Source organism: Pseudarthrobacter sp. 05T312, from assembly GCF_056396685.1.
Genome location: NZ_JBFTLY010000019.1, coordinates 54,767 through 77,528, shown reverse-complemented (window position 1 = coordinate 77,528; position 22,762 = coordinate 54,767). Strand labels below are relative to the sequence as shown.

22 protein-coding genes are annotated in these 22,762 nt (G+C 67.7%); 12 read left to right on the top strand and 10 right to left on the bottom strand.

The features are described 5' to 3' along the window. Nucleotides 1-15: 15 nt before the first annotated feature. From AC1DIP_RS18615 to AC1DIP_RS18595, 5 genes are all read left to right on the top strand, one after another. Nucleotides 16-1,422 carry an amidase gene (locus AC1DIP_RS18615; RefSeq protein WP_477734640.1) on the top strand — a complete coding sequence of 469 codons (1,407 nt, stop codon included), beginning with the start codon at nucleotides 16-18 and terminating at the stop codon, nucleotides 1,420-1,422. A gap of 128 nt (nucleotides 1,423-1,550) precedes the next feature. Continuing rightward, the gene (locus tag AC1DIP_RS18610; protein WP_476208494.1) at nucleotides 1,551-1,775 is read left to right on the top strand and encodes a hypothetical protein; all 225 of its coding nucleotides are present in this window, start codon (nucleotides 1,551-1,553) and stop codon (nucleotides 1,773-1,775) included. 126 nt (nucleotides 1,776-1,901) lie between these two features. Further along, nucleotides 1,902-2,111 (top strand): hypothetical protein, encoded by a 210-nt coding sequence (locus AC1DIP_RS18605; protein ID WP_476208492.1) that lies wholly within the window; start codon nucleotides 1,902-1,904, stop codon nucleotides 2,109-2,111. Nucleotides 2,112-2,308: 197 nt separating this feature from the next. After that, nucleotides 2,309-2,764, top strand: coding sequence for a lipopolysaccharide assembly protein LapA domain-containing protein (locus tag AC1DIP_RS18600; RefSeq protein ID WP_476208490.1), 456 nt, complete (start codon nucleotides 2,309-2,311; stop codon nucleotides 2,762-2,764). Between the two features lie 38 nt (nucleotides 2,765-2,802). Continuing rightward, entirely contained in the window at nucleotides 2,803-3,384 is a 582-nt protein-coding gene (locus AC1DIP_RS18595; RefSeq protein ID WP_477734639.1) for a dihydrofolate reductase family protein, read from the top strand. Between the two features lie 92 nt (nucleotides 3,385-3,476). Here AC1DIP_RS18595 and AC1DIP_RS18590 read toward each other — a convergent pair whose 3' ends face one another. From AC1DIP_RS18590 to AC1DIP_RS18580, 3 genes are read right to left on the bottom strand one after another with little or no spacing between them, the layout of a single operon-like run. Then, nucleotides 3,477-4,973 carry a carboxyl transferase domain-containing protein gene (locus AC1DIP_RS18590; RefSeq protein WP_477734651.1) on the bottom strand — a complete coding sequence of 499 codons (1,497 nt, stop codon included), beginning with the start codon at nucleotides 4,971-4,973 and terminating at the stop codon, nucleotides 3,477-3,479. A gap of 19 nt (nucleotides 4,974-4,992) precedes the next feature. Beyond that, entirely contained in the window at nucleotides 4,993-6,201 is a 1,209-nt protein-coding gene (locus tag AC1DIP_RS18585; protein WP_477734638.1) for a CaiB/BaiF CoA transferase family protein, read from the bottom strand. A gap of 46 nt (nucleotides 6,202-6,247) precedes the next feature. Further along, on the bottom strand, nucleotides 6,248-7,618 hold the full coding sequence (locus AC1DIP_RS18580; RefSeq protein WP_476208484.1) for an SLC13 family permease: 1,371 nt from the start codon (nucleotides 7,616-7,618) through the stop codon (nucleotides 6,248-6,250). A 133-nt stretch (nucleotides 7,619-7,751) separates the two neighbouring features. Here AC1DIP_RS18580 and AC1DIP_RS18575 point away from each other — a divergent pair, with 133 nt between their 5' ends. Together AC1DIP_RS18575 and AC1DIP_RS18570 are read left to right on the top strand one after the other, a co-directional pair. Beyond that, the gene (locus tag AC1DIP_RS18575) at nucleotides 7,752-8,450 is read left to right on the top strand and encodes a FadR/GntR family transcriptional regulator (protein ID WP_477734637.1); all 699 of its coding nucleotides are present in this window, start codon (nucleotides 7,752-7,754) and stop codon (nucleotides 8,448-8,450) included. Between the two features lie 138 nt (nucleotides 8,451-8,588). Further along, nucleotides 8,589-10,034, top strand: a complete 1,446-nt coding sequence (locus AC1DIP_RS18570; RefSeq protein ID WP_477734636.1) for a purine-cytosine permease family protein — start codon at nucleotides 8,589-8,591, stop codon at nucleotides 10,032-10,034. A gap of 86 nt (nucleotides 10,035-10,120) precedes the next feature. Here AC1DIP_RS18570 and AC1DIP_RS18565 read toward each other — a convergent pair whose 3' ends face one another. Both AC1DIP_RS18565 and AC1DIP_RS18560 read right to left on the bottom strand, forming a co-directional pair. After that, the gene (locus AC1DIP_RS18565) at nucleotides 10,121-10,630 is read right to left on the bottom strand and encodes a DUF4190 domain-containing protein (RefSeq protein ID WP_477734635.1); all 510 of its coding nucleotides are present in this window, start codon (nucleotides 10,628-10,630) and stop codon (nucleotides 10,121-10,123) included. A 34-nt stretch (nucleotides 10,631-10,664) separates the two neighbouring features. Continuing rightward, nucleotides 10,665-11,261 carry a LysE/ArgO family amino acid transporter gene (locus AC1DIP_RS18560; RefSeq protein ID WP_477734634.1) on the bottom strand — a complete coding sequence of 199 codons (597 nt, stop codon included), beginning with the start codon at nucleotides 11,259-11,261 and terminating at the stop codon, nucleotides 10,665-10,667. Between the two features lie 70 nt (nucleotides 11,262-11,331). Here AC1DIP_RS18560 and AC1DIP_RS18555 point away from each other — a divergent pair, with 70 nt between their 5' ends. Further along, entirely contained in the window at nucleotides 11,332-12,258 is a 927-nt protein-coding gene (locus AC1DIP_RS18555; RefSeq protein ID WP_477734633.1) for a LysR family transcriptional regulator ArgP, read from the top strand. On the opposite strand, the gene AC1DIP_RS18550 is transcribed toward AC1DIP_RS18555, so the two are convergent. Beyond that, nucleotides 12,218-13,135: a nuclease-related domain-containing protein gene (locus AC1DIP_RS18550; protein ID WP_477734632.1), complete on the bottom strand. Its 918-nt coding sequence runs from the start codon at nucleotides 13,133-13,135 to the stop codon at nucleotides 12,218-12,220. The genes AC1DIP_RS18555 and AC1DIP_RS18550 overlap by 41 nt on opposite strands. Before the next feature lie 241 nt (nucleotides 13,136-13,376). Here AC1DIP_RS18550 and pgm point away from each other — a divergent pair, with 241 nt between their 5' ends. After that, nucleotides 13,377-15,029 carry a phosphoglucomutase (alpha-D-glucose-1,6-bisphosphate-dependent) gene (gene pgm / locus AC1DIP_RS18545; protein WP_477734631.1) on the top strand — a complete coding sequence of 551 codons (1,653 nt, stop codon included), beginning with the start codon at nucleotides 13,377-13,379 and terminating at the stop codon, nucleotides 15,027-15,029. On the opposite strand, the gene AC1DIP_RS18540 is transcribed toward pgm, so the two are convergent. Next, entirely contained in the window at nucleotides 15,026-15,541 is a 516-nt protein-coding gene (locus tag AC1DIP_RS18540) for a 2'-5' RNA ligase family protein (protein ID WP_477734630.1), read from the bottom strand. The genes pgm and AC1DIP_RS18540 overlap by 4 nt on opposite strands. Nucleotides 15,542-15,671: 130 nt before the next feature. Continuing rightward, on the bottom strand, nucleotides 15,672-16,277 hold the full coding sequence (locus AC1DIP_RS18535; protein WP_477734629.1) for a malonic semialdehyde reductase: 606 nt from the start codon (nucleotides 16,275-16,277) through the stop codon (nucleotides 15,672-15,674). A gap of 201 nt (nucleotides 16,278-16,478) precedes the next feature. Here AC1DIP_RS18535 and AC1DIP_RS18530 point away from each other — a divergent pair, with 201 nt between their 5' ends. After that, a complete protein-coding gene (locus tag AC1DIP_RS18530; RefSeq protein WP_476208467.1) occupies nucleotides 16,479-17,831 on the top strand; it encodes a solute carrier family 23 protein in 1,353 nt (450 codons plus the stop codon). 75 nt (nucleotides 17,832-17,906) lie between these two features. Further along, nucleotides 17,907-18,374: a hypothetical protein gene (locus AC1DIP_RS18525; protein WP_476208465.1), complete on the top strand. Its 468-nt coding sequence runs from the start codon at nucleotides 17,907-17,909 to the stop codon at nucleotides 18,372-18,374. Nucleotides 18,375-18,391: 17 nt separating this feature from the next. Here AC1DIP_RS18525 and AC1DIP_RS18520 read toward each other — a convergent pair whose 3' ends face one another. Continuing rightward, nucleotides 18,392-19,297: a GDSL-type esterase/lipase family protein gene (locus AC1DIP_RS18520; RefSeq protein ID WP_476208463.1), complete on the bottom strand. Its 906-nt coding sequence runs from the start codon at nucleotides 19,295-19,297 to the stop codon at nucleotides 18,392-18,394. Between the two features lie 12 nt (nucleotides 19,298-19,309). Next, nucleotides 19,310-20,179 (bottom strand): GAF domain-containing protein, encoded by an 870-nt coding sequence (locus AC1DIP_RS18515; protein ID WP_477734628.1) that lies wholly within the window; start codon nucleotides 20,177-20,179, stop codon nucleotides 19,310-19,312. 277 nt (nucleotides 20,180-20,456) lie between these two features. Here AC1DIP_RS18515 and treS point away from each other — a divergent pair, with 277 nt between their 5' ends. Then, nucleotides 20,457-22,736 carry a maltose alpha-D-glucosyltransferase gene (gene treS, locus AC1DIP_RS18510; RefSeq protein WP_477734627.1) on the top strand — a complete coding sequence of 760 codons (2,280 nt, stop codon included), beginning with the start codon at nucleotides 20,457-20,459 and terminating at the stop codon, nucleotides 22,734-22,736. The last annotated feature ends 26 nt before the right edge of the window (nucleotides 22,737-22,762 follow it).

Below are 22,762 nucleotides of genomic sequence, written 5' to 3'. Positions count from 1 at the left end.
AGCCGGCAGGCCGCCGTGCCTGAACTCCACGAACTTTCAGCGCTGGCGCTGCGGGACCTCCTGCACAGTGGAGCCGTGTCCGCCGCCGAGGCCACCACCCACTTCCTGGAACGGATTGGACGGGAAAACCCACTGCTGGGTGCCTTCATCACCGTGACGGCGGACCAAGCCCTGGAGCAGGCCGCGGCGGCGGACACCTGCCGCCTTCATTCCGACGCCGGTGACCTGTCGCTGCTGCACGGCATGCCGCTTGCCTTCAAGGACCTCACGGACGTGGCGGGGGTAGTGACCACGCACGGCAGCGCCGCCCTGGACCACAAACCAGCCCCCGCCGACGCTCCCCTGGTGTCCCTTTTCAAGGACGCCGGCGTGGTTTCGCTGGGCAAGACCCAGGTGCCCGAATTCGGACTGACGGCCTACAGCGAAAACCGCATCGCACCGCCGTCGCGCAATCCGTACGCACCCGGCCGGAGCTCGGGCGGTTCGTCCGGCGGCAGCGCAGCCGCCGTGGCGGCAGGGCTGCTGCCCTTCGGTCCCGGGACCGACGGCGGCGGATCGGTCCGCATCCCGGCCGCCGCGTGCGGGCTGGTGGGGCTCAAGCCGGGCCGGGGCCTGGTGGCGGCGGGGGAAAGCGCCGGTGACCCTGCACGGTTGGTGACACCGGGACCCCTGGCCCGGAGCGCAGAGGATGCCGCACTGATGATGGACGTCCTGGCCCCGGGGAACCAATACCTCGAGGCAGTCCGGCAGGAGCCGCCGCGGCTAAGGATCGGCATCACGCTGGACAGTCCCTGGTCCGGCACCTTTCCGTTCACGCCCGACCCGGAAGCCCTGGACGCGCTCCGGGCCGGCGAATCCCTCCTGGAACATGCCGGCCATACGCTTGGTGACGCGGGCGTCCGCTACGACAACCGGTACCCGGACGCCTTCACCACAGCCTGGACCGCCGGAGTGGGCGCCGCCCGGATCAGCCCATTCCGGGAAGCGCTGCTGGCGCCCCTGACCCGAACCTTCCGCCGGCGCGCGCAGCAGCGCAGCCCCGCCAAACTTGCCGAGGCGCTGGCGTTCCTGCGGCAGTTCCAGCACGACACCGAGGCGCAGTACCTGCAGTGGGACCTGATGTTGATGCCCGCGCTGGCGCAGACGCCCCGGCCGGTGGGCTGGTTCACCGGCACCGCGCACGGCAGCGACCGCTGGCCGTCGGCACATTGGCCCGGGGACGCCGACGGCGACTACCGCAAGCAGTGCGAATACGCACCCTGGTCCTCGATGGTGAATGTGTGCGGGCTGCCGGCCATCACCATCCCCGTGCATTGGACCGGTGGCGCCCACGGGAGCGGACTTCCGATGGGAATCCAGCTGGTGGGCCCCATGGGTTCCGAGGCCCTTCTCCTCCAGGTGGCCCGCCAGGTGGGGTACTGAGGCAGGGCACTTTGCTGTTGACCTTAACCTAACGGCGGCTTAACCCAGCTGTAACCTGGGCTACCCAGACTGGTAAAGCGCCATTCCGTTTCCTCCACCTACCAAAGCTCCACGAGGAGTTGTCCCGCATGAATGCTGAACACAGCGCAACCGACTCCGAAACTTACACAGCGCCCCCCGATGGCCGGCCCGACCTGAGCAACACCAACGTCCGGGAGGACCTCGCCATGGCCGGCCGCTGCGCTCTGGTCCACCTGCCGACGGGCCGGACCTGCCTTCTGCCCCTCCGGCACCAGGGGCCCTGCGAGTTCCACCGTCCGCAGGAGGCACAGGACATCGTAAACGGCGGCTGACACCCCCGCATGGCCTGCCCTGCGGGCTGTAGACCGGGGCCATGGGGCCCATGTTGACTTTCCCTGCGTATCGACTGCCGCGCCATTCAGGAGGACGATTAAAGGACAGTCACCAAGGAGGTCTGTATGTGCTACGCATCGAACAAGGACTTCGGATGGGGCGCCAGGAAAGAACCGACGCGCCGGCCCGAAGCCGAGGCGAAACCGGAAACCCCCGCGGAAACGCCCGGGAAGCCGGCCAAGGAACAGGAATTCACGTTCTGGGCCTTCCCCAACTGGCGCAGGACGCCTGCGCCGCACACGCCCTCCGCCGAGCGGAACAAGGAGAGGGTCTAACGCCCCGGCAGTAATGACCGGGCTGGAGTAGAAGGAGGGGTTCCCGGACGGGTGCCCCTCCGCCGGCAAAACACCCCGGCACCGGCTCTGGCTGCAAGCCTTGGCCGCGCACCCCGTTACACGCGTTGTACTATCGCGACCCCGACGTCTATGGTTGCACAATAAGCATGCTTATTATTCTGCGAAAGGAAACGAGCATGAGCGCAGGACAGTACACGCCAGGACCGGACCGCCTGCCGGAACGCGACGTCACCACGCCGCCATCAAGCCCGGCCCAGCCGTCAGGGGACGGCGCCGCAACCCACGGTGGTGCCCCGTCCTACCCAACGCGGGAGCCCGGAACGCCGGCCGCAGGAACCTCGCCCCCGACAGCCCCGGGCGGCGCCCAGGAGCGAAAAGTCACTCGCGCCGGCGTCATCTGGGCAGCGGTAGTGGCTGCCTTGGTGCTCCTGATCCTGCTGATAGTTTTCATCCTGCAGAACCAAGAACAGGCCTCGGTGAAATTCCTGGGCTTCGAGGGCTCTGTCCCGCTGGGCATGGCACTGTTCATCGCCGCCGTGACGGGCGGAGTGCTCGTAGCCGTCGCCGGCGGCGCGCGGATTCTGCAGCTTCGCTCCAACGCCCACCGGGCACGGGTCCGGCAGCGCAGGTAACCGCGGCTGCCAGGCCGGCGCGGGAGAGGCTGGCATTAATGGGCAAGGTTGTGGTGGCCAACCACGTGACGCTCGACGGCGTGATGCAGGGACCCGGCCGGCCGGACGAGGATACCCGCGGCGGCTTCAGCCGCGGCGGTTGGGCCGTTCCCTACGCAGACCAGGCCACCGTCCACAAGATGGGCGAACGGATGGGCCCCGACCACGCCTTCCTGTTCGGACACCGCAGTTACCGGCAGTTGCTGGAGTCCTGGAACCGGCAGGGCGGCCCCTTCAAGGACGCCCTCCTCAATACGCCCAAGTACGTCGCGTCGAGGAATCCGGAAACCCAGCTCGAGTGGCCCCATTCGACCCTCCTGCACGGTGACGTTGCCGCCGCCGTGCAGGAACTGCGGGCAGGCACCAGCTCAAACCTGGTGGTCATGGGCAGCGGGGAGCTGATCCGCTCCCTCATGGCCGCCGGCCAGATCGACGAGTACCTGCTCATGATCCATCCCGTCGTCCTGGGCACGGGCCACCAACTTTTCGCCGGCGGCAGCCGCACTGCGCTGCGGCTGGTGGAAGCAGAACCTACTGCCACCGGCGTCATCGTGGCCCTCTACACCCCCGACCGCCGGTAAGGAACGGCGCGCGGCCCAAACCGCCGTCGAGCGCTGTTGCCCCACCCCGTACCGCGCCCGTGCCGCGGTGCGCCCCGGCCAGGCGGGACCTGTCAGCGGGCTCCCAGGGTAGCGAACTTGCGGGCCCGTGCGGCCACGAGATCAGGTACCGGAGTGGAGGCCACAGTGCCCAGCTCATACTCAATCGCCTGTGCCATCCGGACGCAGAAGTCGCGCGGCTCCAGGGAAGCATCCCCGCGCTCATCAACGATATGGTCCACCAGCCCGTTCGCGTACAGCGCGGCGACGTTCACACCCTGCGCCTGGGCCATGGCGGGCGCAAATTCGGTGGTCCGGTGGACGATGGCACTGGCCCCTTCCGGCGGCAGCGGCGATAGCCAGCTGTGCTGTGCGGCGATGGTCCTGTCCGCCGGCAGCAGCGCCAGCGCCCCTCCCCCGGCCCCCTGGCCAAGCAGCACGGAAACCGACGGTGAACCCAGTCCAATCAGTTCGTGCAGCGAGCGCGCAATCTCGCCGGCAAGCCCGCCTTCCTCCGCTTCCTGCGAAAGGGCGGCACCGGCGGTGTCGATGACGGTCAGCAGGGGCAGCCGCAGTTCTTCTGCCAGCTTCATCCCCCGCCGCGCTTCCCGCAATGACCCGGGACCCATGCCGGCGGCGTCTTTCCGCAGCGGGCGCGCGTGCCCCAGCACGATGCAGGACTGGGTGCCGAAGCGTGCCAGTGCCAGCAGCAACCCGGGATCCTTCTCCCCCTGCCCGGTTCCGTTGAGGGGCAGCGCGTCCGTGGCGCCGAACTTCAGCAGCTGGCGCAGGTCGGGGCGCCGCGGCCGCCGGGAGAGCTCAATTGACGTCCAGGCGTCCACGGACGATGGCCGGACGTTCACAGTGTCAGGCGCCGCGGGACGCGCCGGCAGCGGGTCCGCCGGAGCGAGGATATCCAGGGCCCGGCCCACCAGATCGGCGAGATCGCCGGGCTCCACCACACCGTCGATCAGCCCCTTGTTGAAGAGGTTTTCCGCAACCTGGACATTCTCCGGGAACGCTTCGCCATACAGGGCCTGGTACACGCGCGGGCCTAGAAATCCCAGCAGCGCCCCGGGTTCGGCCACGTTAATATGCCCCAGAGATCCCCAGGAGGCCATGACGCCGCCGGTGGTGGGGTGGCGCAGGTAGACCAGGTAGGGAAGCCCGGCCTGGCGGTGGGCCCGGACTGCCCCGGTGATTTTCACCATGGAGAGGAACGCGAGCGTCCCCTCCTGCATCCGGGTGCCGCCGGAGGCAGGGCCGGCCAGCAGCGGCAGGCCCTCCGCCGTGGCGCGTTCGATGGCGGCAACAATCCTTTGCGCCGCCGCGTGGCCGATCGATCCGGCGAGGAAGGAAAATTCGCTGACGATGAGTGCGACCCTGCGGCCGCGGATCAGCCCGGCTCCGGTGATCACTGATTCGTCGGCGCCGCTGCGCTCCCGCGCCTTGGCCAGGTCCCGGGCATACTCTTCGGACAGCCCGGGCTGCTCCGGTTCCGTGTCCCAGGAAACGAAGGAACCGGGGTCCACCACGGCTTCCAGCAACTCGGTGGCGTTCAGGTGCCGCATCTTCTCTGCCGTCGCCACGCTACTTGGCACCCGGAGCCGCGGGGGCCAGGCCCAGCCATTCCCGGATGGCGGCGCCGTCCTCATTAAGCAGCGGCGGCGCGTCGTGCTGTGTCGGGGTGGTTTCCGCGGCGTCGCCGGGTGCGAAGAACCGCAGCGGCGGCCCCGGCAGGCTCACCTTTCCCAGCAGGGGATGGTCCACGTCCACCACCAGGCCCTGGGACGCCACCTGCTCCCAGGCGTACACCTCATCCAGTGAGCGGACCTTGCCGGCCGGGATCCCGGCGTCGTTCAGTTTCTGCAGCAGTTCCGCAGCCCCGTACGCCGAGAAGGCGCGTTCGACGGCGGCAATCACGTCGCCACGGTTCCGCACCCTTTCGGCGTTGCTGGCGAAACCTGGGGCGGACGCGTCCAGGCCGAAGGCTGCCGCGAAGGACTGCCACAGCTTCTCACTGCCGACGCTGATCTGGACGCTGCCGTCCTTGCAGTTGAACAGGCCGTAGGGGGCGATGGACGGGTGGTGGTTTCCCTGGGCCTGCGGAACTTCGCCGGCAACGGTGGTCCGGGTACCCTGGAAGGCGTGGACCCCAATCAGGGAGGCGAGCAGCGACGTGCGCACCACCTGGCCCTGGCCGGTCCGGTTCCGCTCCACCAGGGCCGCCAGGACGCCGAACGCCCCGTTCATGCCGGAGAGCAGGTCGGCGATGGGAACGCCCACGCGCTGCGGATCATCAGGGCCTGAGCCGGTGAGGGACATGAGGCCTGCTTCGCCCTGCAGGATCTGGTCGTAGCCGCTGCGCTGGGATTCGGGGCCATCGTGGCCAAAGCCCGTGATGGACAGGATCACCAGGCGCGGGTTGAGATCATGCATCGCGGCCGTCGAGAAACCCAGCCGGTCCATGACGCCGGGCCGGAAGTTCTCGATCACCACATCGGCCCGCTCCAGCAGTCCGCGCAGCACCGCCTGGCCGTCACCGCTTTTCAGGTCCAAACTGATGGATTCCTTGTTGCGGTTGCAGGACATGAAGTAGGTGGACTGCAGGTCGTCTTCGGGTCCCACAAAGGGCGGGCCCCAGCCCCGGGTGTCGTCCCCCGTGCCGGGGTTCTCCACCTTGATGACGCGGGCACCGAGGTCCGCCAGCATCATGCCGGCGTGCGGTCCGGCCAGTGCCCGGCTGAGGTCGACGACGGTGTGCCCGGCCAGGGGCCCTTGGCGGTTCTCGGTGCTCATGTTCTGGTTTCCTTTCTAAAAACAGGCTGGGCGGGGGCGGTGGCCGTCAGAGCCAGCCGGGAACCACCAGTGCCAGCCATGCCAGGATGGGTCCGGCCACGATGACGATGCCGCTGTAGCCGAGGATCCGCTTGTAGAACTGGTCCTTGTCCACGCCCTCCGGGGCGTTGGCGAGCACCAGTGCGCCGTTGGTGGAAAACGGCGAGACGTCCACGATCGTTGCTGAGACGGCGAGGGCGCAGATGACGCCCACGGCGCCGATTTCACCGGTGGACAGGAACGGGACGGCGAGCGGGATGAGCGCTGCGAGGATGGCGGTGGAGGAGGCGAAGGCGGACACCACGGCGCCGATGAAGCAGATGATGAGGGCTGCAAGCAGCGGCATTCCCAGGCCGGCCACGCCGCTGGAGACGAATTTGATGGTGCCGGCTTCCTCCAGCACGCCGACGAAGGTCAGCATGCCGCAAATGAGCAGCACAGTGGACCAGCTGATCTTGTTGATGGCGCCCTTCTGCGCGGCGGGCGAGACCAGCGCCAGCACGATGGCGATGGTGATGGACACAAAGCCGACATCCATCTTGAAGCCGAGGGCCACAACGGCCAGCACGATCAGTCCGGCAATGGTGACCAGCTGGGGGATCCGTTCGGAACGTTCCTTGGTGGCGGCAATGCCGTCGCCTGCGGGGTCGCGGGGGCCGTACATGCCGGAGCCGAAGCCCTTGAAGGGGACGTCGCCGCCGGCTGCCTTGGCGCCGACGCTTACGGACATGCGGGCTTCGGCTGCCTGCTCCACGAAGTGCCCCACCTTGGAGGACAGGAGGGTCTTGCCGCCAAGGACCACGAACAGCACCAGCGCGATGACCAGGTTGAAGATGAAGCTTGAGAGGAACAGCGCCGTCGGGCTGAAGGCGAGGTCGGTCTTGGCCAGGATGCCGTTGACGGTGACGCCGTAGACCGCGATGGGCGAGAAGCCGCCGGCCTGCGCGCCGTGGATCACCATCATGCCCATCAGCAGCGGGCTGATTTTGTACTTGCCGGCGAAGCTCAGGGCGATGGGGGCAATGATGGCGACGGCGGCGGGAGACAGTGCGCCCACGGCCGTGATCACGGCGGTGATGGCGAACATGACCCAGGGGATGAGGGCAACGCGGCTGCCCACGAGTTTGACGGCGCCCCGGACCAGGAGGTCGATGGTGCCGTTGTTTTGCGCGATGGCAAAGAGGTAGGTGACGCCCACTATGGTCAGGAAGAGGCCGCCGGGGAAGTTGGCCAGGATCTCATTGGTGGACATGCCCAGCACCACGGCGCCGAGCAGGAAGGCGCCCACGAAGGCGAGCGCGCCCATATTGAGGGGCAGGACGGTGGCGAGCAGGAACATCGCCGCCAGGATGATGATCGATAAGACAGGAGCGGACATCGTTGGTCCTCCATTGGGGGTGCGAGAGTGTGACGTGAGTTACTGGCTCACTGGACTAGCCTCTTAGACAGTGAGTCTATCTGTCAATAGACGGTGCCGGTATTCTGGACAAGTACACCCAAGGGAGGGTTTTGTGGAGAAGACGGCACGGATGGGCCTGGAACGCGTGACGCGGCCCCGGCTCTATGAGCAGCTGGTGGAGCAGATCCTGGCGTATATAGAGTCCGCGCAGCTCAAGCCGGGCGACCTCCTTCCGGCCGAGCGCGACCTCGCCGAGAGGCTGGGCGTTTCCCGGGCCACCCTGGCCCAGGCGCTGGTTGCCCTCGAGGTACTCGGCGTTATCGACGTGCAGCACGGCACCGGCGCCGTCCTGGCCAGGCGCCCCAGCGTGGCCTCGGTGGTCAAGGGCCTGCGTGAACACCAAAGCCGGCTGCCGGAAATCGTGGAGGCCCGGAGCACCCTTGAAGTGAAGCTGGCGGCCCTTGCTGCCGAACGCCGGACGGACCAGGACCTTGCCGCCATCGACAACGCCCTGGACGTCATGGCTGGCGAGATCGGCGACGGCGACCGCGGAACCCATGGCGACGAATTGTTCCACCAGGCCATCACCGCCGCGGCGCATTCCTCGGTCCTGGCGCAGCTGATGGCTTTCATTGCGGAAATGATCCTGGAGACCCGGATGGAGTCGCTGGGCCAGCCCGGCCGCCCGGAACAGTCCCTGGCATCACACCGGAAGATCGCCGATGCCGTGCGCGCGCAGGACGGGGAGGCAGCAGCGAAGGCGATGCTGGCGCATATCGAGCTTGTCTCGGACGTGGAGCTTCTCCGCTAGCAGCCACGGGCCGGGCCGCCCCACGGCGACACGCCGGGCTGGCTGGGTTCCCGGACAGCCGGCGCGGGATGGCGGTGTCGCGGCGCCCGGAAACCCGATGTGATGGACCCTACGTTTTCATCACTGAGGAGTTTGGCCATGGCCGCAGGCAGTACCGCCGTAGAGGCACGATCAATCGACATGATTCCGCCGGGCGAGCGCCACGGCCACCCGCGGGGCCAGTTCACCCTGTGGTTCGGCGCCAACGCGCAGATCACCGCCATCGTGGACGGCGCCCTCGCCGTGGTGTTCGGGGCGGATGCTTTCTGGGCCATCGTGGGCCTGCTGGTGGGGAACGTGCTGGGCGGCGCCGTCATGGCCCTCCACTCTGCCCAGGGCCCCAAGCTGGGGCTGCCCCAGATGATTTCCAGCCGGGCCCAGTTCGGCGTCTACGGCGCTGTGATCCCGCTGGCACTGGTCATCCTGATGTACGTCGGATTCGCCTCCACCGGCACCGTCCTCTCGGGGCAGGCCATCAACCTCATGCTGGGAGTGGATACGCCCGCCGTCGGAATCCTCATCTTCGGCGCGGCCACCGCGCTGCTGGCCATCCTGGGCTACAAATACATCCACGCGCTGGGCCGCATCGCCACCGTGCTGGGCCTGGCCGGCTTCCTCTACCTGACGGTCGCCGTCGCCACCAAGTTCGACGTCACCCAGGTGATGATGGTCAAGGGCTTCGAGTGGCCCACCTTCCTTACCGCCGTCGCCCTCGGCGCCGGCTGGCAGCTGACGTTCGGCCCGTACGTCGCCGACTACTCCCGCTACCTCCCGGTGCACACCTCGGAGCGCAAGACGTTCTGGTACACCTTCGCCGGCTCGGTGGGCGGCGCCCAGTGGGCCATGACCCTGGGCGCCCTGGCCGGCGGACTGTCAGCCGCCAAGCTGGGCGGGGATTTCCTGAAGAACCAGGTGGGGTACATGGGAGACCTCGCCGGCGGCGGGCTGCTCGCCATCTTTATCTACCTGATGATTGTCACGGGCAAGCTGACGGTGAACTGCCTGAACGCCTACGGCGCCTTCATGTGCGGCGTGACCATCAGCACCGCGATCAACCGGCGGGACACCGTCTCCAAAGCCGTCCGGATCGCCTTCATCGTTGCGGTCATCGGCGCCAGCGTCCTCATCGCGCTGTTCGCCAGCAAGGACTTCCTGAACCTGTTCAAGAACTTCGTGCTCCTGCTGCTGATGGTGTTCACGCCATGGTCCGTGATCAACCTGGTGGACTATTACAAGATCTCCCGGGACCGGCTGGACATCCCCGCCCTGTACAACCCGGACGGACGTTACGGCCGCTGGAACGCCGCCGCCCTGGTCTCCTATGGAATCGGCGTCGTCATCCAGGTCCCGTTCCTGGCGCAGTCGCTGTACACCGGCCCGGTCACCAAGCTGCTGGGCGGCGCGGACATCTCCTGGCTCGTGGGGATCGCGGCCACCCTCGCCGTCTACTACCCGTGGGCCAAGGCCACCAACCGCGCCCCGGCGGAATCGATCTACCCGGCGGGCACGGTTGCGGAGCCGGCGGCCGCCGCAGCGAAGGGGTAGGCAGCCGGGGAAAGCGCGACGGCGGCCTGGGCATCAGGTGCCCGGGCCGCCTTTCGTGCCGGACCGGAGCGCCCGGCACCTGCCGGTTAGAACGTGCCGGTGTTTGACCCGGCAGTGCCGGCGACGGCCACGCCAATGATGAACAACAGCCAGAGCGCCCCGTAGCCCAGCAGGCAGAGGTAGCCCAGCACCAGGCCGGTGATGGACATCCCCTTGCCCGAGGGTTCGCGGCGCAGGGCCAGGTGGCCGGTGATGATGGCGGCGAACTGGGGGAGCAACAGCCAGCCCATGAGTACCGAGGCGATGCCGCAGACCATGCTGGCGATGCTCAGCGTCTTGGGTTCCACCTGCTGGCCGTAGTAGGACGGCTGGCCGAAATACTGAGGCTGGCCATATTGGGCCTGGTTATATGGTCCCTGGCCGTACTGCGGCTGGTTGTACTGCGGCTGGTTGTACTGGGCCTGCCCATGCTGGGACTGGCCGTAGCCGGCTCCCTGCCCGTACTGGGCCGGCGGCTGGTACCCGGGCCACGGCGAGCCGCCGGGCTGGTTTTCGGGACGCTGGTAGTCCGGTCCCTGGGACGGCTGGTTGCTCATGGTTTCTCCCCTGTAAATCTGGCTACAGCCTACTTCAGTGCAGGAGCAGCCGGACGGCCAGGACCACCATCAGGACGCCAATGGCGGCGTCGATCCACCGCCAGGTCCGGGGGCTGGAGAGCACCCGGGCCAGTGCCCTGGCCCCGTAGCCGAGGGCCGTGAACCACAGGACGCTTCCGGCCACGGCGCCGGCGGCAAAGGTCCAGCGCAGCCCGGGGCCCTGCTGGTTGGCGAGGCTGCCCAACAGCACCACGGTGTCCAGATAAACATGTGGGTTGAGGAAGGTCAGGGCGGCCGTGGTGGCGACAACCGAACTCCTGGACCTAGGCGCCTGCTCCGTCAGGGCGGAAGGCCTCGCGGCTGCCAGGAAGGACCGCACCGCGAACCACAGCAAATACGCGGCACCGGCCCAGCGCAGGACTTCAAGGACTCCGGGGAATTGGGTAACCAGCGCTCCGATCCCCGCAGTTCCGCCCACGATCAGCAGGGCATCGCCGGCCATGCAGACAGCCACGACCGCCCCGATATGTTCCCGGCGGATGCCTTGCCGCAGCACGAAAGCGTTCTGGGCGCCGATCGCCACGATCAGAGCCAGCCCGGTCAGCATTCCCGTTATTCCCGCGGTCCACATCCCACGACCATAGGATTGCGCGGCGGCTGTAGACAAATAACGGATTCTTTCCTGTCCTTAGAATGTCTTCATGAACCTTGAGCACCTGAAGGCCCTCGTCGCGGTAGTCGACGAAGGAACGTTTGAGGCCGCGGCAGACCTGCTCCGCGTCACTCCGTCAGCCGTGAGCCAGCGCATCAAGGCGCTGGAAACATCCGTGGGGCAGGTCCTGGTGCGCCGCCGGCTGCCTTGCACCGCCACCGACGCCGGCGCGTTGCTGCTGCGGATGGGCCGCCAGGTGCAGGTCCTGGAGGCCGAGACCGCAGCAGCATTGGGAGCGGGGTCAAGCTCACGGGCCCATCTGCCGGTAGCGGTCAACGCGGATTCCCTGGCCACCTGGTTCCTCCCCGTCCTGCACCGGGCCGCCGCGTGGGAGGACTCCGCCCTCGACCTGCACGTTGAAGACCAGGGCCACAGCAGCCAACTGCTCCGCGACGGCGCGGTGATGGGCGCGGTGACCTCCGACCCCCTGCCGGTGAGCGGGTGCCGCGTGGAACTGCTGGGGTCCATGCGCTACATCCCGGTGGCCACTCCTGGCCTGCGCCGGCGCTTCTCCGGCCCGGACGGCACGGACTGGGCGGCCATGCCGGTCCTGAAATTCAACGCAAAGGACACCCTGCAGCAGCAACTGCTCGCCATGAAGGGCGTGCTGCACGCTCCGCCCACGCATACCGTGCCTTCATCCCAAGGATTCCTCGCAGCCGTCAGGGCCGGCCTGGGCTGGGGAATGATCCCGGAGCTCCAGCTCTCAAACGAACTGGCAGACGGCACCCTGGTCCGGCTGGACGAGCCGGCCCACCAGGACGTTGCCCTCTACTGGCAGGCCTGGTCCCTCGATTCAAACCGGCTCGCGCGGCTCGGCGCGGCGGTCCGCGGGGCAGCCATGGACCAGCTGCGGCCCGGGACCCGGCAGGAGCCTAGCGGGCCAAGTAGGGCAGGAAATAGACGGCAAAAATAACGAAGGCAGCCAGCAGCGCCAGCTTGGCTCCGCTGGTCCCGCCGTGCTGCTGCGCCCTGGTGTTCCGGCCATGGCGCCAATGGCCGCCCGGCGCAGCCGCATGCTGACCGGCCTGGACATCCCGTGGCGGCAGGGCACGGCCGGCGGGGTGCCGGGATACGCTGCGGGCCCTGGCTGCGTCCTTGGCTCCGGCCTTGCCTCCCGGGCTTGCGGCGGGACCGGCCGGGGGCAGGGCTCCCGCCGGGCGCACCACGGTTCCCGGGCGCACGTTGCGCAGGGCGGTGATTCCGGGCTCCTGCTCGTGCGTGAGCTGCCGGCCCAGGTCCTCGTACAGGCCCACCACGGCCTGCTGGTTCAGCACCGCCGGCAGCGACTCGATCGCCGGGACCACCCGCTGCGAACCGGCCACGGCCACGTCCGAGTCGGTGATACCAAAAAGGTCAGGCTGCGCAGCCATGCAGATCAGTGGGCGCACCAGCCTGCGGTGCGGCGGAGCCAGCACCGAGGCGACGGCAGCGCACTGGGCCAAGGCGCCCTCAACGGCCTGGGTACGTGCATAACGGCCCTGCCACAGCACACCGGAAGCCACCTGCACCTCGCCGGTCCAGTTCTTCGAATCCACCACCACCACACCGCCCGGCCCCACCAGGACGTGGTCCAGGGTGGCCTTGGGCCTGCCCGGCCAGTGGACATCGTGGAGCACGTACCAGCCGCGGGGAACCAGCTCGCTGAGCTTGTCGGCAACCGTCCGCTCCCCCACCGCGCCGGTATCCCATGCCCTGGTGGAGTGTTCGGCCTCGTCCAACCGGCGTTTCAGCCGTGCCACGCGCTCGGCAGCAAGCCTGGACTGCTCCGCTGCCCCGTCTCCTGCCCCCATTGGACGTCCCCGTTTCCTTGCCGGAACCGACCAAGGCGGCGGGCCGCCGTCGTCCGTTCCTTCCGCGTGTTTTCGTGGAATTTCCTTGAAATTAGCAGGGCACCGAAGGCCCGGTATATAGGTACTTTTGCGGCCGTGTACTCAGGTTGACTACTTGGTTTGCGTCCGTCACAGCAGGTCACAGCGTCCGGATTCTGGGCGGATCGTTTTGACTCCTGCCAGCTTCTGGCATGCTGGAGCCATGGCTAGCCGCGCGGGTACAGTTGCCCAACCCCAGGACCTTGTTGACATCACTGCGCTCCTTGACGCGTATTACGACATCGCGCCGGACCTCAGTGATCCCGGCCAGCGCGTGGTGTTCGGGACATCCGGGCACCGGGGATCCAGCCTGAAGGCCTCCTTCAACGAGCAGCACATCGTGGCCATCACCCAGGCCATCGTGGAATACCGGGCCGCCCAGGGTGTCACCGGTCCGCTGTTCCTGGCCAAGGACACCCACGCACTGAGCGAGCCGGCACAGAACTCGGCCCTCGAGGTCCTCGCCGCCAACGGCGTCCAGGTACTGGTCGATGCCCGGCACGGCTACACCCCCACCCCGGCCCTGAGCCACGCCATCCTCACGTACAACCGAAAGGCCGCGCCCGGCGCACCGCAGGCTGACGGCATCGTGGTGACGCCCAGCCACAACCCGCCCGCCGACGGCGGCTTCAAGTACAACCCCCCGCACGGCGGCCCGGCCGACTCGGACGCCACAGGCTGGATCGCTAACCGCGCCAATGAGCTGCTGGAAAACGGCCTGCGGGGCGTAAAGCGTATTCCGCTGGCCGACGCGCAAGCCGCGGACACCACCGGCAAGTTCGATTTCCTCTCCAGCTACGTGGACGACCTTCCGTCCGTCCTGAACCTGGACGCCATCCGCGAGGCCGGCGTACGAATCGGTGCCGACCCCATGGGTGGAGCCTCCGTTGACTACTGGGGCGAGATCGCCGAGCGCCACCACCTGGACCTCACCGTGGTGAACCCCACCGTGGACCCGCAGTGGGCGTTCATGACGCTGGACTGGGACGAGAAGATCCGCATGGATTGCTCCTCGCCGTCCGCCATGGCCTCACTGATCCAGCGGATGTCCGCAGGCGGATCCTCCTTCGATATCGCCACGGGCAACGACGCCGATGCAGACCGCCACGGCATCGTCACCCCGGACGGCGGGCTGATGAACCCCAACCACTACCTCGCCGTCGCCATCGATTACCTGTACCGCAACCGCAGCGGCTGGAACCCGGCCTCCGTGGTGGGCAAGACCCTGGTGTCCTCTTCCATCATCGACCGCGTGGCGCAGAGCCTGGGCCGCAAGCTCGTGGAGGTCCCGGTGGGCTTCAAGTGGTTCGTGCCCGGCCTGCTCTCGGGTGAAGGCGCGTTCGGCGGCGAGGAATCCGCCGGCGCCTCCTTCAACAAGCTGGACGGCAGCGTATGGACCACGGACAAGGACGGCATCCTGCTGGCCCTGCTGGCCTCCGAGATCACCGCGGTCACGGGCAAGTCCCCGTCGCAGCTGTACAAGGGCCTGACCGACCAGTTCGGCGCCCCGGTCTACGCCCGGATCGACGCCGCCGCGACGCGTGAGCAGAAGGCCAAGCTAGGCAAGTTGTCCGCCGCTGACGTGACTGCCACGTCGCTGGCGGGCGAGGAAATCACCGCCAAGCTCACCGAGGCCCCCGGTAACGGCGCCGCCATCGGCGGCCTGAAGGTGGTCACCGAGAACGCCTGGTTCGCCGCCCGGCCGTCCGGTACCGAGGACGTGTACAAGATTTACGCCGAGTCCTTCAAGGGCGAGGACCACCTGAAGCAGGTCCAGGCCGAGGCCAAAGCCCTGGTGGACAGCGTCATCGCCTAGCTTTCACCTTCGCGGCTCCACAGCCTGAGGACGCGCCTGATGGCGTGGTCGCCACCGGGAGCCATGTCCACCAGGGCGACGCGGTCAAGCACGACGGCGTCGCCCCGGTGGAGGCGCTTGCCACCGTGGTGTGAGACGTGGGGACGGTACCCGGCGAGGGTGTGGGCGGGCGTGAGTATTCTTCCGTCCATGCTGCCGACGGCGGCAACCAGTTGCGCGTGCAGCCCCTGCAGGTCCTGCTGGGGCTCGATGAGGCTGACCGGCACCGAACCGTTGCGCCCGAACGCGGCGTCCTCCCCCACGGCGAGCGCGGTGCCAAGCGCTGCGGCTGCCGGTGCGTCAGCGAGCCCGGCGATGCGTTCCGCGACGTCCGCGCTTCCTGTCGTGGCGGCGTCGAACCTCACGTCAAACCGCACCAGCGTGATGTGCAGCGGCCAGTCCGTGCGCGGGAAGACCTGGCCTTCGGCCACGGGCTCCACGAAGGCCACAAAGATCAGGTTCCGCACCGCCATGGCCCCAGTCTCCCACCTGGCCCGGTCCAGACGCCCCATCACCTCCCGCCCTTAAAAGCCAAACGCCCCATCAGTAGGTGATAGGGCGTTGGGAAAAAGGGGGCCGGAAGTGATGGCGCGTCGGGAAGTGTTAGACGGTGCGGACGGCGTCGTCGTAGGAGTACTTGGGCTTTGCTTCGCCCCAGGCCTCCTCGCCGGGCTCGCCAATGTTGACCACCAGGAAGCTCTTCTGGTCGCCGGCCGGGAAGAAGGCGGCATCGATAGCGGCGAAGTCGGCGCCGGTCATGGGACCTGCGGCGAAGCCGAGCGAGCGGACGGCCAGTATGAAGTAGCCCGCCTGCAGGTGGGCGTTGTTGTTGCCCGTGGCAGCCGCGAGCGCGGGATCGGCGTCGTACATGGCCTTGGGGGCGTTATAGCCGGGGAGGAAGTTGTCCCACTTGCCGGCCCAGTCGGTGTCGTAGCTGAGGATGGCCACGAGCGGGGCGGAGGCGGTCTTGGCCTGGTTGCCGCGGGACAAAGCGTCCACCAGGGTGGCCCGCGCCTCGGCCGAACGGACGTAAGTGACGCGCAGCGGCTGGGAGTTGAAGGCGGTGGGGCCGAACTTGGTGAGCTCATAGATGGCCTGGGCCTGCTCCTCGGTCACCTCGCCGGTGAAGGAGTTGGCGGTGCGGGCCTGGGCGAAGATGGCGTCCACGGCTGCCGAATCGATAACCGCTTCTTCATGGGCAATGGTCATTGGCGTACCTTTCGCTGCGGGTCATCCGCCTGCCGCGGTGGCCCCTGGTTGCTTTCCATAGTTGCAACTTCAAGTGAACGCTGGCTCTTCCCACATCGGGGGTGACCTTGGCCACAGCGGGTGCGCGCGAAAACTTGGCGGTATTCTGGACCGAGTTGATCTTCGCCCCCTCGCGGCACCCCCTGAAAGGCATTCCTTCCCATGAGCATGCTCGGAATCAAATGGAAGCTGCACGGCACCGGCAAAACCATCAAGCCCGGCCAGGTGGTGGCCCCGGATGAGCGGCTGGCGTGGCCCCTGACCATCGGCGTGGGCATGCAGCACGTGGTGGCCATGTTCGGCGCCACCTTCCTGGTCCCCATCATCACCGGCATGCCGCCCGCCACCACGCTGTTCTTCTCGGGCATCGGCACGCTGCTGTTCCTGGTAATCACCAAGGGGCGGGTACCCAGCTACCTGGGCTCGAGTTTTGCGTTTATCGCCCCCATTACCGCCTCACAGGCCCAGTTCGGGATTCCCGGTGCCCTGGGCGGGGTGGTGCTGGCCGGCGCCACGCTGGCCCTGGTGGGCGCCGTGGTGCAGAAATTCGGCGCTGGCTGGATCAACCGGCTGATGCCTCCCATTGTCACCGGAGCCATCGTGGCGCTGATTGGCCTGAACCTGGCCCCAGCGGCAAAACAGAACTTCGACGCCGCCCCCATCACTGCCCTGGTCACGCTGGTTACCATCATCCTGGTCAGCGTCCTGTTCCGCGGGATCCTGGGCCGGCTCAGCATCCTGGTGGGCGTGGTGGTCGGGTACCTGGTGGCCATGCTCCGCGGCGAAGTGAAGTACGACAAAATGGACGCCGCAGCCTGGGTCGGCCTGCCGCACTTCCAGACTCCCGAGTTCCACATCGGCGTCCTGGGCCTGTTCGTCCCGGTGGTTTTGGTGCTGGTGGCGGAGAACATCGGCCACGTGAAGTCCGTGGCCGCCATGACGGGGCAAAACCTCGACGGCGTCTCCGGACGGGCGCTGATGGCAGACGGTGCCGCCACCGTCCTGGCCGGCTTTGGCGGCGGCTCGGGCACCACCACCTACGCGGAGAACATCGGCGTCATGGCAGCCACCAAGGTGTATTCGACGGCGGCCTACTGGGTGGCGGGGATGTTCGCCATCCTGCTCAGCTTCTCGCCGAAGTTCGGCGAACTGATTGCCACCGTCCCGGCGGGTGTGCTGGGCGGCGCGGCCACCATGCTCTACGGCATGATCGGCATCCTGGGCGTCAAGATCTGGGTGCAGAGCAAGGTGAACTTCTCCAACCCCATCAACCTGACCACCGCCGCCGTCGCCCTGATCATCGGCATCGCTGACTACACCTGGACCATCGGGGACCTGAAGTTCACCGGTATCGCCCTTGGTTCCGCTGCCGCGCTGGTGATCTACCACGGCATGAAAGCCATCGCGAAGGCGCGTGGAACGGTGGCGGAGCCCGAAACGGAACAGGGCATCCTGCCTCCCGCCGTGAAGTCGGCGCTGAACGCAGCCTCCAAGCGGGCACCGAAGAAGCGTTGAGGCTGAATACAGCGGGGCAGCTCTGAGGGCCCGGTGTAGGTTGGAAGGACGTCAAGCACTACGTTCGGGGGATCCATGCTTGAGAGTTTCATGCGGCTGCCGCGGCCAACACCGCCGGCAAACCACCGCCACGTCCAGCAGTCCGACCTTCCGCCGGAGCAGATCCACACCCTGGACCCGGTGCCCAGAGGCCGCCTGGCGGCCTGTGTAACCGCATTCCTTCTGGGCAGCTGGATGCTTGCAGTACCCGTGGCGCTCATTGACCAGCTCAAGGACGCACCCGGGGCCGGGGCGGCCATTGTTTTCGGGATCGTCGTCGCCCTTGGCGTGGCCACAGCCGCCCTCGGGGGCTTCCTGTTCTTCAACGCCAGGGACCGCCGGAGGCCCTGGTCCGTGGCGCTCATCGGCGCCCTGGCCGGATCTTTCATTGCCGCGGTGCTGTCAGTGTTCCAGCCGGGATACGGCCTGCTGTTGGCCGTCCCGGCCATCGTGGCAGGGGTCCCCGCGGTGATCGTGCTCGCCAGGGACGCCCGCAGGTCCTGAAACGGGTTTGCCCGCGGCTAGGCTGCCTGCCCTTCCGGCGCGGTCCCGTCAGGGGCGCCAAGGTTCCCGCCCGCAACCGGGTGGCCCGGCGGGAACGGGCCAGGGAGGCCACGGCCAAACACGGGTCCCGGCTGCGGCCGCTTCGCCGCCAGTCCGTCAGCATGCCGGGGAAGCAACTGCTTCAGTACCCATGGCATGAAGTACTGGCGCGCCCACACCAGGTCCTCGGCCCGGGCCTGCGTCCACCCGTGGGCCGGAAGCGGCCGCGGCTGGAGCGGCTTCAGCGGGTGGGCCACCTTCAGGGCGTTGAGGGTGGCCACGGCCACGGAGTGGTGGCCCAGCGGGGACAGGTGAAGGCGGTCCGGGTCCCACATCACTGCGTGCTGGAGCTCCGGCAGGCACCACAGGTCCACCATGATGGCGTGGTGCCGCGCACCGATCCTGTGCAGGTGCTCGTTGTAGATCGCCACCCGTCCGCGGATCTTGCCAAAGACGGGGGTGTCGCCCCAGTCGGGACCCGCGTACAGGAGGACGGTGGCTCCGGTGGCTGACAGGATGCCGACGGCTTCGTCGATCTTTTCCGCCAGCTTGTCCGGATCCCCATGCCGGAACACAATGTCGTTGCCGCCGCCGGACATGGCGATCAGGTCAGGCTTCAGCGCCAGCGCCGGCTCCAGCTGCACGTCGAGGATCTGCCGCAGGAGCATCCCCCGGATCGCAAGGTTGGCATACGCGAAGTCCGGCTGGCCTTCGGCGAGTTCTTCCGCCACCCGGTCCGCCCATCCCCGGAGGCCGCCCAGGCTGTTCGGTTCGGGGTCGCCGATTCCTTCGGTGTAGGAGTCCCCCAGGGCAACGAACCGGTGCCAGGGGTGCTTCTCCGGTCCGTCCGCGACGGGGCGCAGGTCCTGCTTCTCTATGGTCATGCTGTCCTCCCTTCAGGCCGCGGGCGGGGGTTCCCTCCCCGCCGCAGCATCCTTGCGGGGCGACGTTCCGGTTGGAAAGTCCCGCCCCGCCGACGACGGCCGCGGAAGTTCCGCCACGCCGTCGTACGTTTCCTGCCGCAGCCCCGAAGGCTGCCCGGCCCCGCGGTCCACACCGACGGGGGCCACGACGTTCAGCGCCGCATCCCGCAGGTCCATTTCGTGGTGCAGCGCCTGCGTCTGCAGGAACCGCAGCGCGCCCTCGCGGGTGAGGCCGTATTCGTTCATGAGGCTGCGCACCGCCAGGTCCACCAGGACGAGGGAGCTTTGGACGACGGCGAGACCCGCCGTTGCTTCCGCGCGCTCGGCGGTGCGGACCACCACCCGCAGGGCGCGCGATACCTGGCGGGCATAGCTTTGGCTCAGCACCAGGTCATCGCTGGTGAAGGCGTGCGGGGAGGCTGCGTAAAGGGTGATGGCAGCGCTGGTGGCACCTTCGCTGAGGATGGGGACGGAAAGCAGCGACTGCACGCCATGGACGGCGGCGGCACTGGAGTAGCCGGGCCACCGGCGGTCGCGGCCCAGGTCCGAGAGCAGGACGAACGCCCCGGTACGCAGGGATTCCATGACCGGTCCGTCGGCGAACGAGCACTGTTCCCGGTCAGCCTCGCGCGCCTGCTCGGAACTGGCAGCCAGGGTGCGCGCTTTTCCCAAGCGAAAGAGGGTGGCCGCCCAGCCGATGCTGCGGCGCTCACCTTTGATGCCCGCCATGAAGTCGCGGGTGACTTCCCGGAGGTAGTCTTCGACGTCTTTGCTGTCGAAGACCGGCTCCGGCGTAACTGGAAGCGGTCCCCAGCCAACCTGCCCCGAGGGATCAGCGGCCATGTTCCAGCCCTGCTATCAGCGCTTCGGCCCACTGCAAAACCTTTGCTCTAAGAATACGACCCCTTGGCGCGTTGGTGGGGGAATCCGGCAAAACAATGGGGATTCCCCCATTGGGCAGAGAACCGGCGCGCCGGTGTCCCTCCCGCTGGCTCCGCCGGGCAGTAGCATCGGGAGGGGGAACACCGAATACTCCCTGCTCGCTTGGGTACCTGACCTTGGGCAAGGGGTCTTGGAGCATCCATGCCAGCACGGAAACGAGCAATGGAAAGAGGAGCTTATGCGGGAGCCGGGCACCAGCGAGCGTACTTCGGAAGCGGATGAGGCCGCGCAGGCCAGCGTGGAAGTGGAAGAGGACGCGGCGGAGCCGTCACCGGACCTTGAGGTCACGTTCGACGAGCAGTTCTTCGCGGCCCGCCCCAAGGCACTGCGTCCCATCGCGCGCCGGCGGCAGTTCGTGGGCAGCCGGCCGTCCTTCGAATTCGACGGGCGTAACGCGGCATACGTGGAGTGGCTGCGGAACCAGGCCATGCTCGGGGACGCGAACACGCTGGCACGGCAGCTGTCCGGCCAGGCCAGCATGTGGCAGAACTCGTACGCGCATCCCAACCCGCGGGCCGCCGTCGAACGCGCCTCCGTATGGTTCACCGCCTACCCGCTGTCCTTCATCACCCGGACCGGGCAGTCATTCCTGTCCGCCCTCGGCGACCCCGAAATGTGGAAGGCGTTCCGCGAGATCGGGATCCGCGGAATCCATACCGGACCCGTGAAGCTCGCCGGCGGCATCAGCGGCTGGTCCCACACGCCCAGCGTGGACGGGCACTTCGACCGCATCAGCATGGCGATCGACCCCGTCTTCGGCACCGAAGAAGAGTTCCGCAGCATGTGCGAGGTGGCCGCCGAGCATGACGGCACCGTGATTGACGACATCGTCCCCGGCCACACCGGCAAGGGCGCGGACTTCCGCCTTGCCGAGATGAACTTCCGCGACTACCCGGGGATCTACCACATGGTGGACATTCCGGAAGAGGACTGGAACCTGCTCCCGGACGTCCCGGAAGGCGCAGACTCGGTCAACCTCAGCCCCGACTCGGAGCAGGCGCTGCAAAAGGCCGGCTACATCATCGGCCGGCTGCAGCGGGTCATCTTCTACGAGCCCGGTGTCAAGGAAACCAACTGGAGTGCCACGCGGCCCATCGTGGACACCACCGGCAAGACCCGCCGCTGGGTCTACCTGCACTACTTCAAGGCCGGCCAGCCCTCCATCAACTGGCTTGACCCCACATTCGCGGGCATGCGCCTGGTGGTGGGCGACGCCCTGCACTCGCTGGTGGACCTGGGCACGGGGGCACTCCGCCTCGATGCCAACGGCTTCCTGGGCGTTGAGAAGAGCGCGGAAGAGCAGCCCGGCTGGTCCGAAGGGCACCCGCTGTCCGAAGCCGCCAACCAGCTCATCGGCTCCATGATCCGCAAGGTGGGCGGGTTCTCCTTCCAGGAACTGAACCTGACCATTGACGACATCAAGGCGACCTCGGAGTCCGGCCCCGACCTCTCCTACGACTTCATCACCCGCCCGGCGTACCACTACGCCCTGGTCACCGCCGATACCGAGTTCCTGCGGCTGACCCTCCGGCTATCCATGGAGATCGGGGTGGACCAGGCCTCACTGGTGCACGCTTTGCAGAACCATGACGAACTCACCTACGAGCTGCTGCACTTCGCCGCCGGCCACCGGGACGAGATGTTCGAGCTCAACGGCGAGGAACTCACGGGCGCCCAGCTGGCCGAGAACGTGCAGCAGACCCTGCGGGACCGTCTCACCGGCGAGAATGCGCCCTACAACGCCGTGTTCACCACCAACGGCATTGCCTGCACCACGGTCAGCTTCATCATGGCCGCCCTGGGGATCAAGGACCCGGCCGCCGTCACCCCGGAGCAGGAGGCGCAGATCCGGGACGTGCACCTGCTCCTGGCCATGTACAACGCGCTGCAGCCCGGAGTCTTTGCCCTGTCCGGCTGGGACCTCACCGGTATCCTGGCACTGGACCGCAGCAGCGTCGGCGAGCTCACGTCACAGGGTGATACGCGGTGGATCAACCGCGGTGCCCACGACCTCATGGGGACCAGCCCGGACGCCACCAACTCATCGGCAGGAATGCCGAGGGCCCGCAGCCTGTACGGTTCCCTGCCGGACCAGCTGCAGGACCAGGACTCCTTCGCGCGGCGGCTGCAGCGGATCCTCGCCGTGCGCGAGGAAAACGGGATCGCCACCGGTACCCTCCTGGACGTGCCCGAGGTCTCCAACCGCGCAGCGCTGGTGCTGGTCAACCGGCTGAAGGACGGGGCCCTGCAGGTCACTGCCCTGAACTTCTCCGGCCAGGACATTACCGGCAGCATCCAGTCCAACGAACTGCCGTCCGGCGCCAACGTCCAGGACCTGTTCAGCGGGGAGACCGTGGCGCAGGTGGACGACCTGCACAGCTTCTTCCTGGAGCTGCCCGCCTACGGCGGAACGGCCCTGCTGTTGACCGAGGCGCCGGAACCCGAGGCGGAGGCGTAAGAAGCCGCCGGGTAGCGCCGGAGCAC

Excerpts from the sequence above, each read along its gene's own strand:
- AC1DIP_RS18570 (WP_477734636.1), top strand. The coding sequence starts at position 8,589 with ATGGCCGCAGGCAGTACCGCCGTAGAGGCACGATCAATCGACATGATT.
- AC1DIP_RS18535 (WP_477734629.1), bottom strand. The coding sequence starts at position 16,277 with ATGACCATTGCCCATGAAGAAGCGGTTATCGATTCGGCAGCCGTGGAC.
- AC1DIP_RS18610 (WP_476208494.1), top strand. The coding sequence starts at position 1,551 with ATGAATGCTGAACACAGCGCAACCGACTCCGAAACTTACACAGCGCCC.
- AC1DIP_RS18515 (WP_477734628.1), bottom strand. The coding sequence starts at position 20,179 with ATGGCCGCTGATCCCTCGGGGCAGGTTGGCTGGGGACCGCTTCCAGTT.
- AC1DIP_RS18525 (WP_476208465.1), top strand. The coding sequence starts at position 17,907 with ATGCTTGAGAGTTTCATGCGGCTGCCGCGGCCAACACCGCCGGCAAAC.
- AC1DIP_RS18520 (WP_476208463.1), bottom strand. The coding sequence starts at position 19,297 with ATGACCATAGAGAAGCAGGACCTGCGCCCCGTCGCGGACGGACCGGAG.
- AC1DIP_RS18530 (WP_476208467.1), top strand. The coding sequence starts at position 16,479 with ATGAGCATGCTCGGAATCAAATGGAAGCTGCACGGCACCGGCAAAACC.
- AC1DIP_RS18605 (WP_476208492.1), top strand. The coding sequence starts at position 1,902 with ATGTGCTACGCATCGAACAAGGACTTCGGATGGGGCGCCAGGAAAGAA.
- AC1DIP_RS18580 (WP_476208484.1), bottom strand. The coding sequence starts at position 7,618 with ATGTCCGCTCCTGTCTTATCGATCATCATCCTGGCGGCGATGTTCCTG.
- AC1DIP_RS18540 (WP_477734630.1), bottom strand. The coding sequence starts at position 15,541 with ATGGCGGTGCGGAACCTGATCTTTGTGGCCTTCGTGGAGCCCGTGGCC.
- pgm (WP_477734631.1), top strand. The coding sequence starts at position 13,377 with ATGGCTAGCCGCGCGGGTACAGTTGCCCAACCCCAGGACCTTGTTGAC.
- AC1DIP_RS18560 (WP_477734634.1), bottom strand. The coding sequence starts at position 11,261 with ATGTGGACCGCGGGAATAACGGGAATGCTGACCGGGCTGGCTCTGATC.
- treS (WP_477734627.1), top strand. The coding sequence starts at position 20,457 with ATGCGGGAGCCGGGCACCAGCGAGCGTACTTCGGAAGCGGATGAGGCC.
- AC1DIP_RS18590 (WP_477734651.1), bottom strand. The coding sequence starts at position 4,973 with ATGCGGCACCTGAACGCCACCGAGTTGCTGGAAGCCGTGGTGGACCCC.
- AC1DIP_RS18565 (WP_477734635.1), bottom strand. The coding sequence starts at position 10,630 with ATGAGCAACCAGCCGTCCCAGGGACCGGACTACCAGCGTCCCGAAAAC.
- AC1DIP_RS18550 (WP_477734632.1), bottom strand. The coding sequence starts at position 13,135 with ATGGGGGCAGGAGACGGGGCAGCGGAGCAGTCCAGGCTTGCTGCCGAG.
- AC1DIP_RS18585 (WP_477734638.1), bottom strand. The coding sequence starts at position 6,201 with ATGAGCACCGAGAACCGCCAAGGGCCCCTGGCCGGGCACACCGTCGTC.
- AC1DIP_RS18600 (WP_476208490.1), top strand. The coding sequence starts at position 2,309 with ATGAGCGCAGGACAGTACACGCCAGGACCGGACCGCCTGCCGGAACGC.
- AC1DIP_RS18555 (WP_477734633.1), top strand. The coding sequence starts at position 11,332 with ATGAACCTTGAGCACCTGAAGGCCCTCGTCGCGGTAGTCGACGAAGGA.
- AC1DIP_RS18595 (WP_477734639.1), top strand. The coding sequence starts at position 2,803 with ATGGGCAAGGTTGTGGTGGCCAACCACGTGACGCTCGACGGCGTGATG.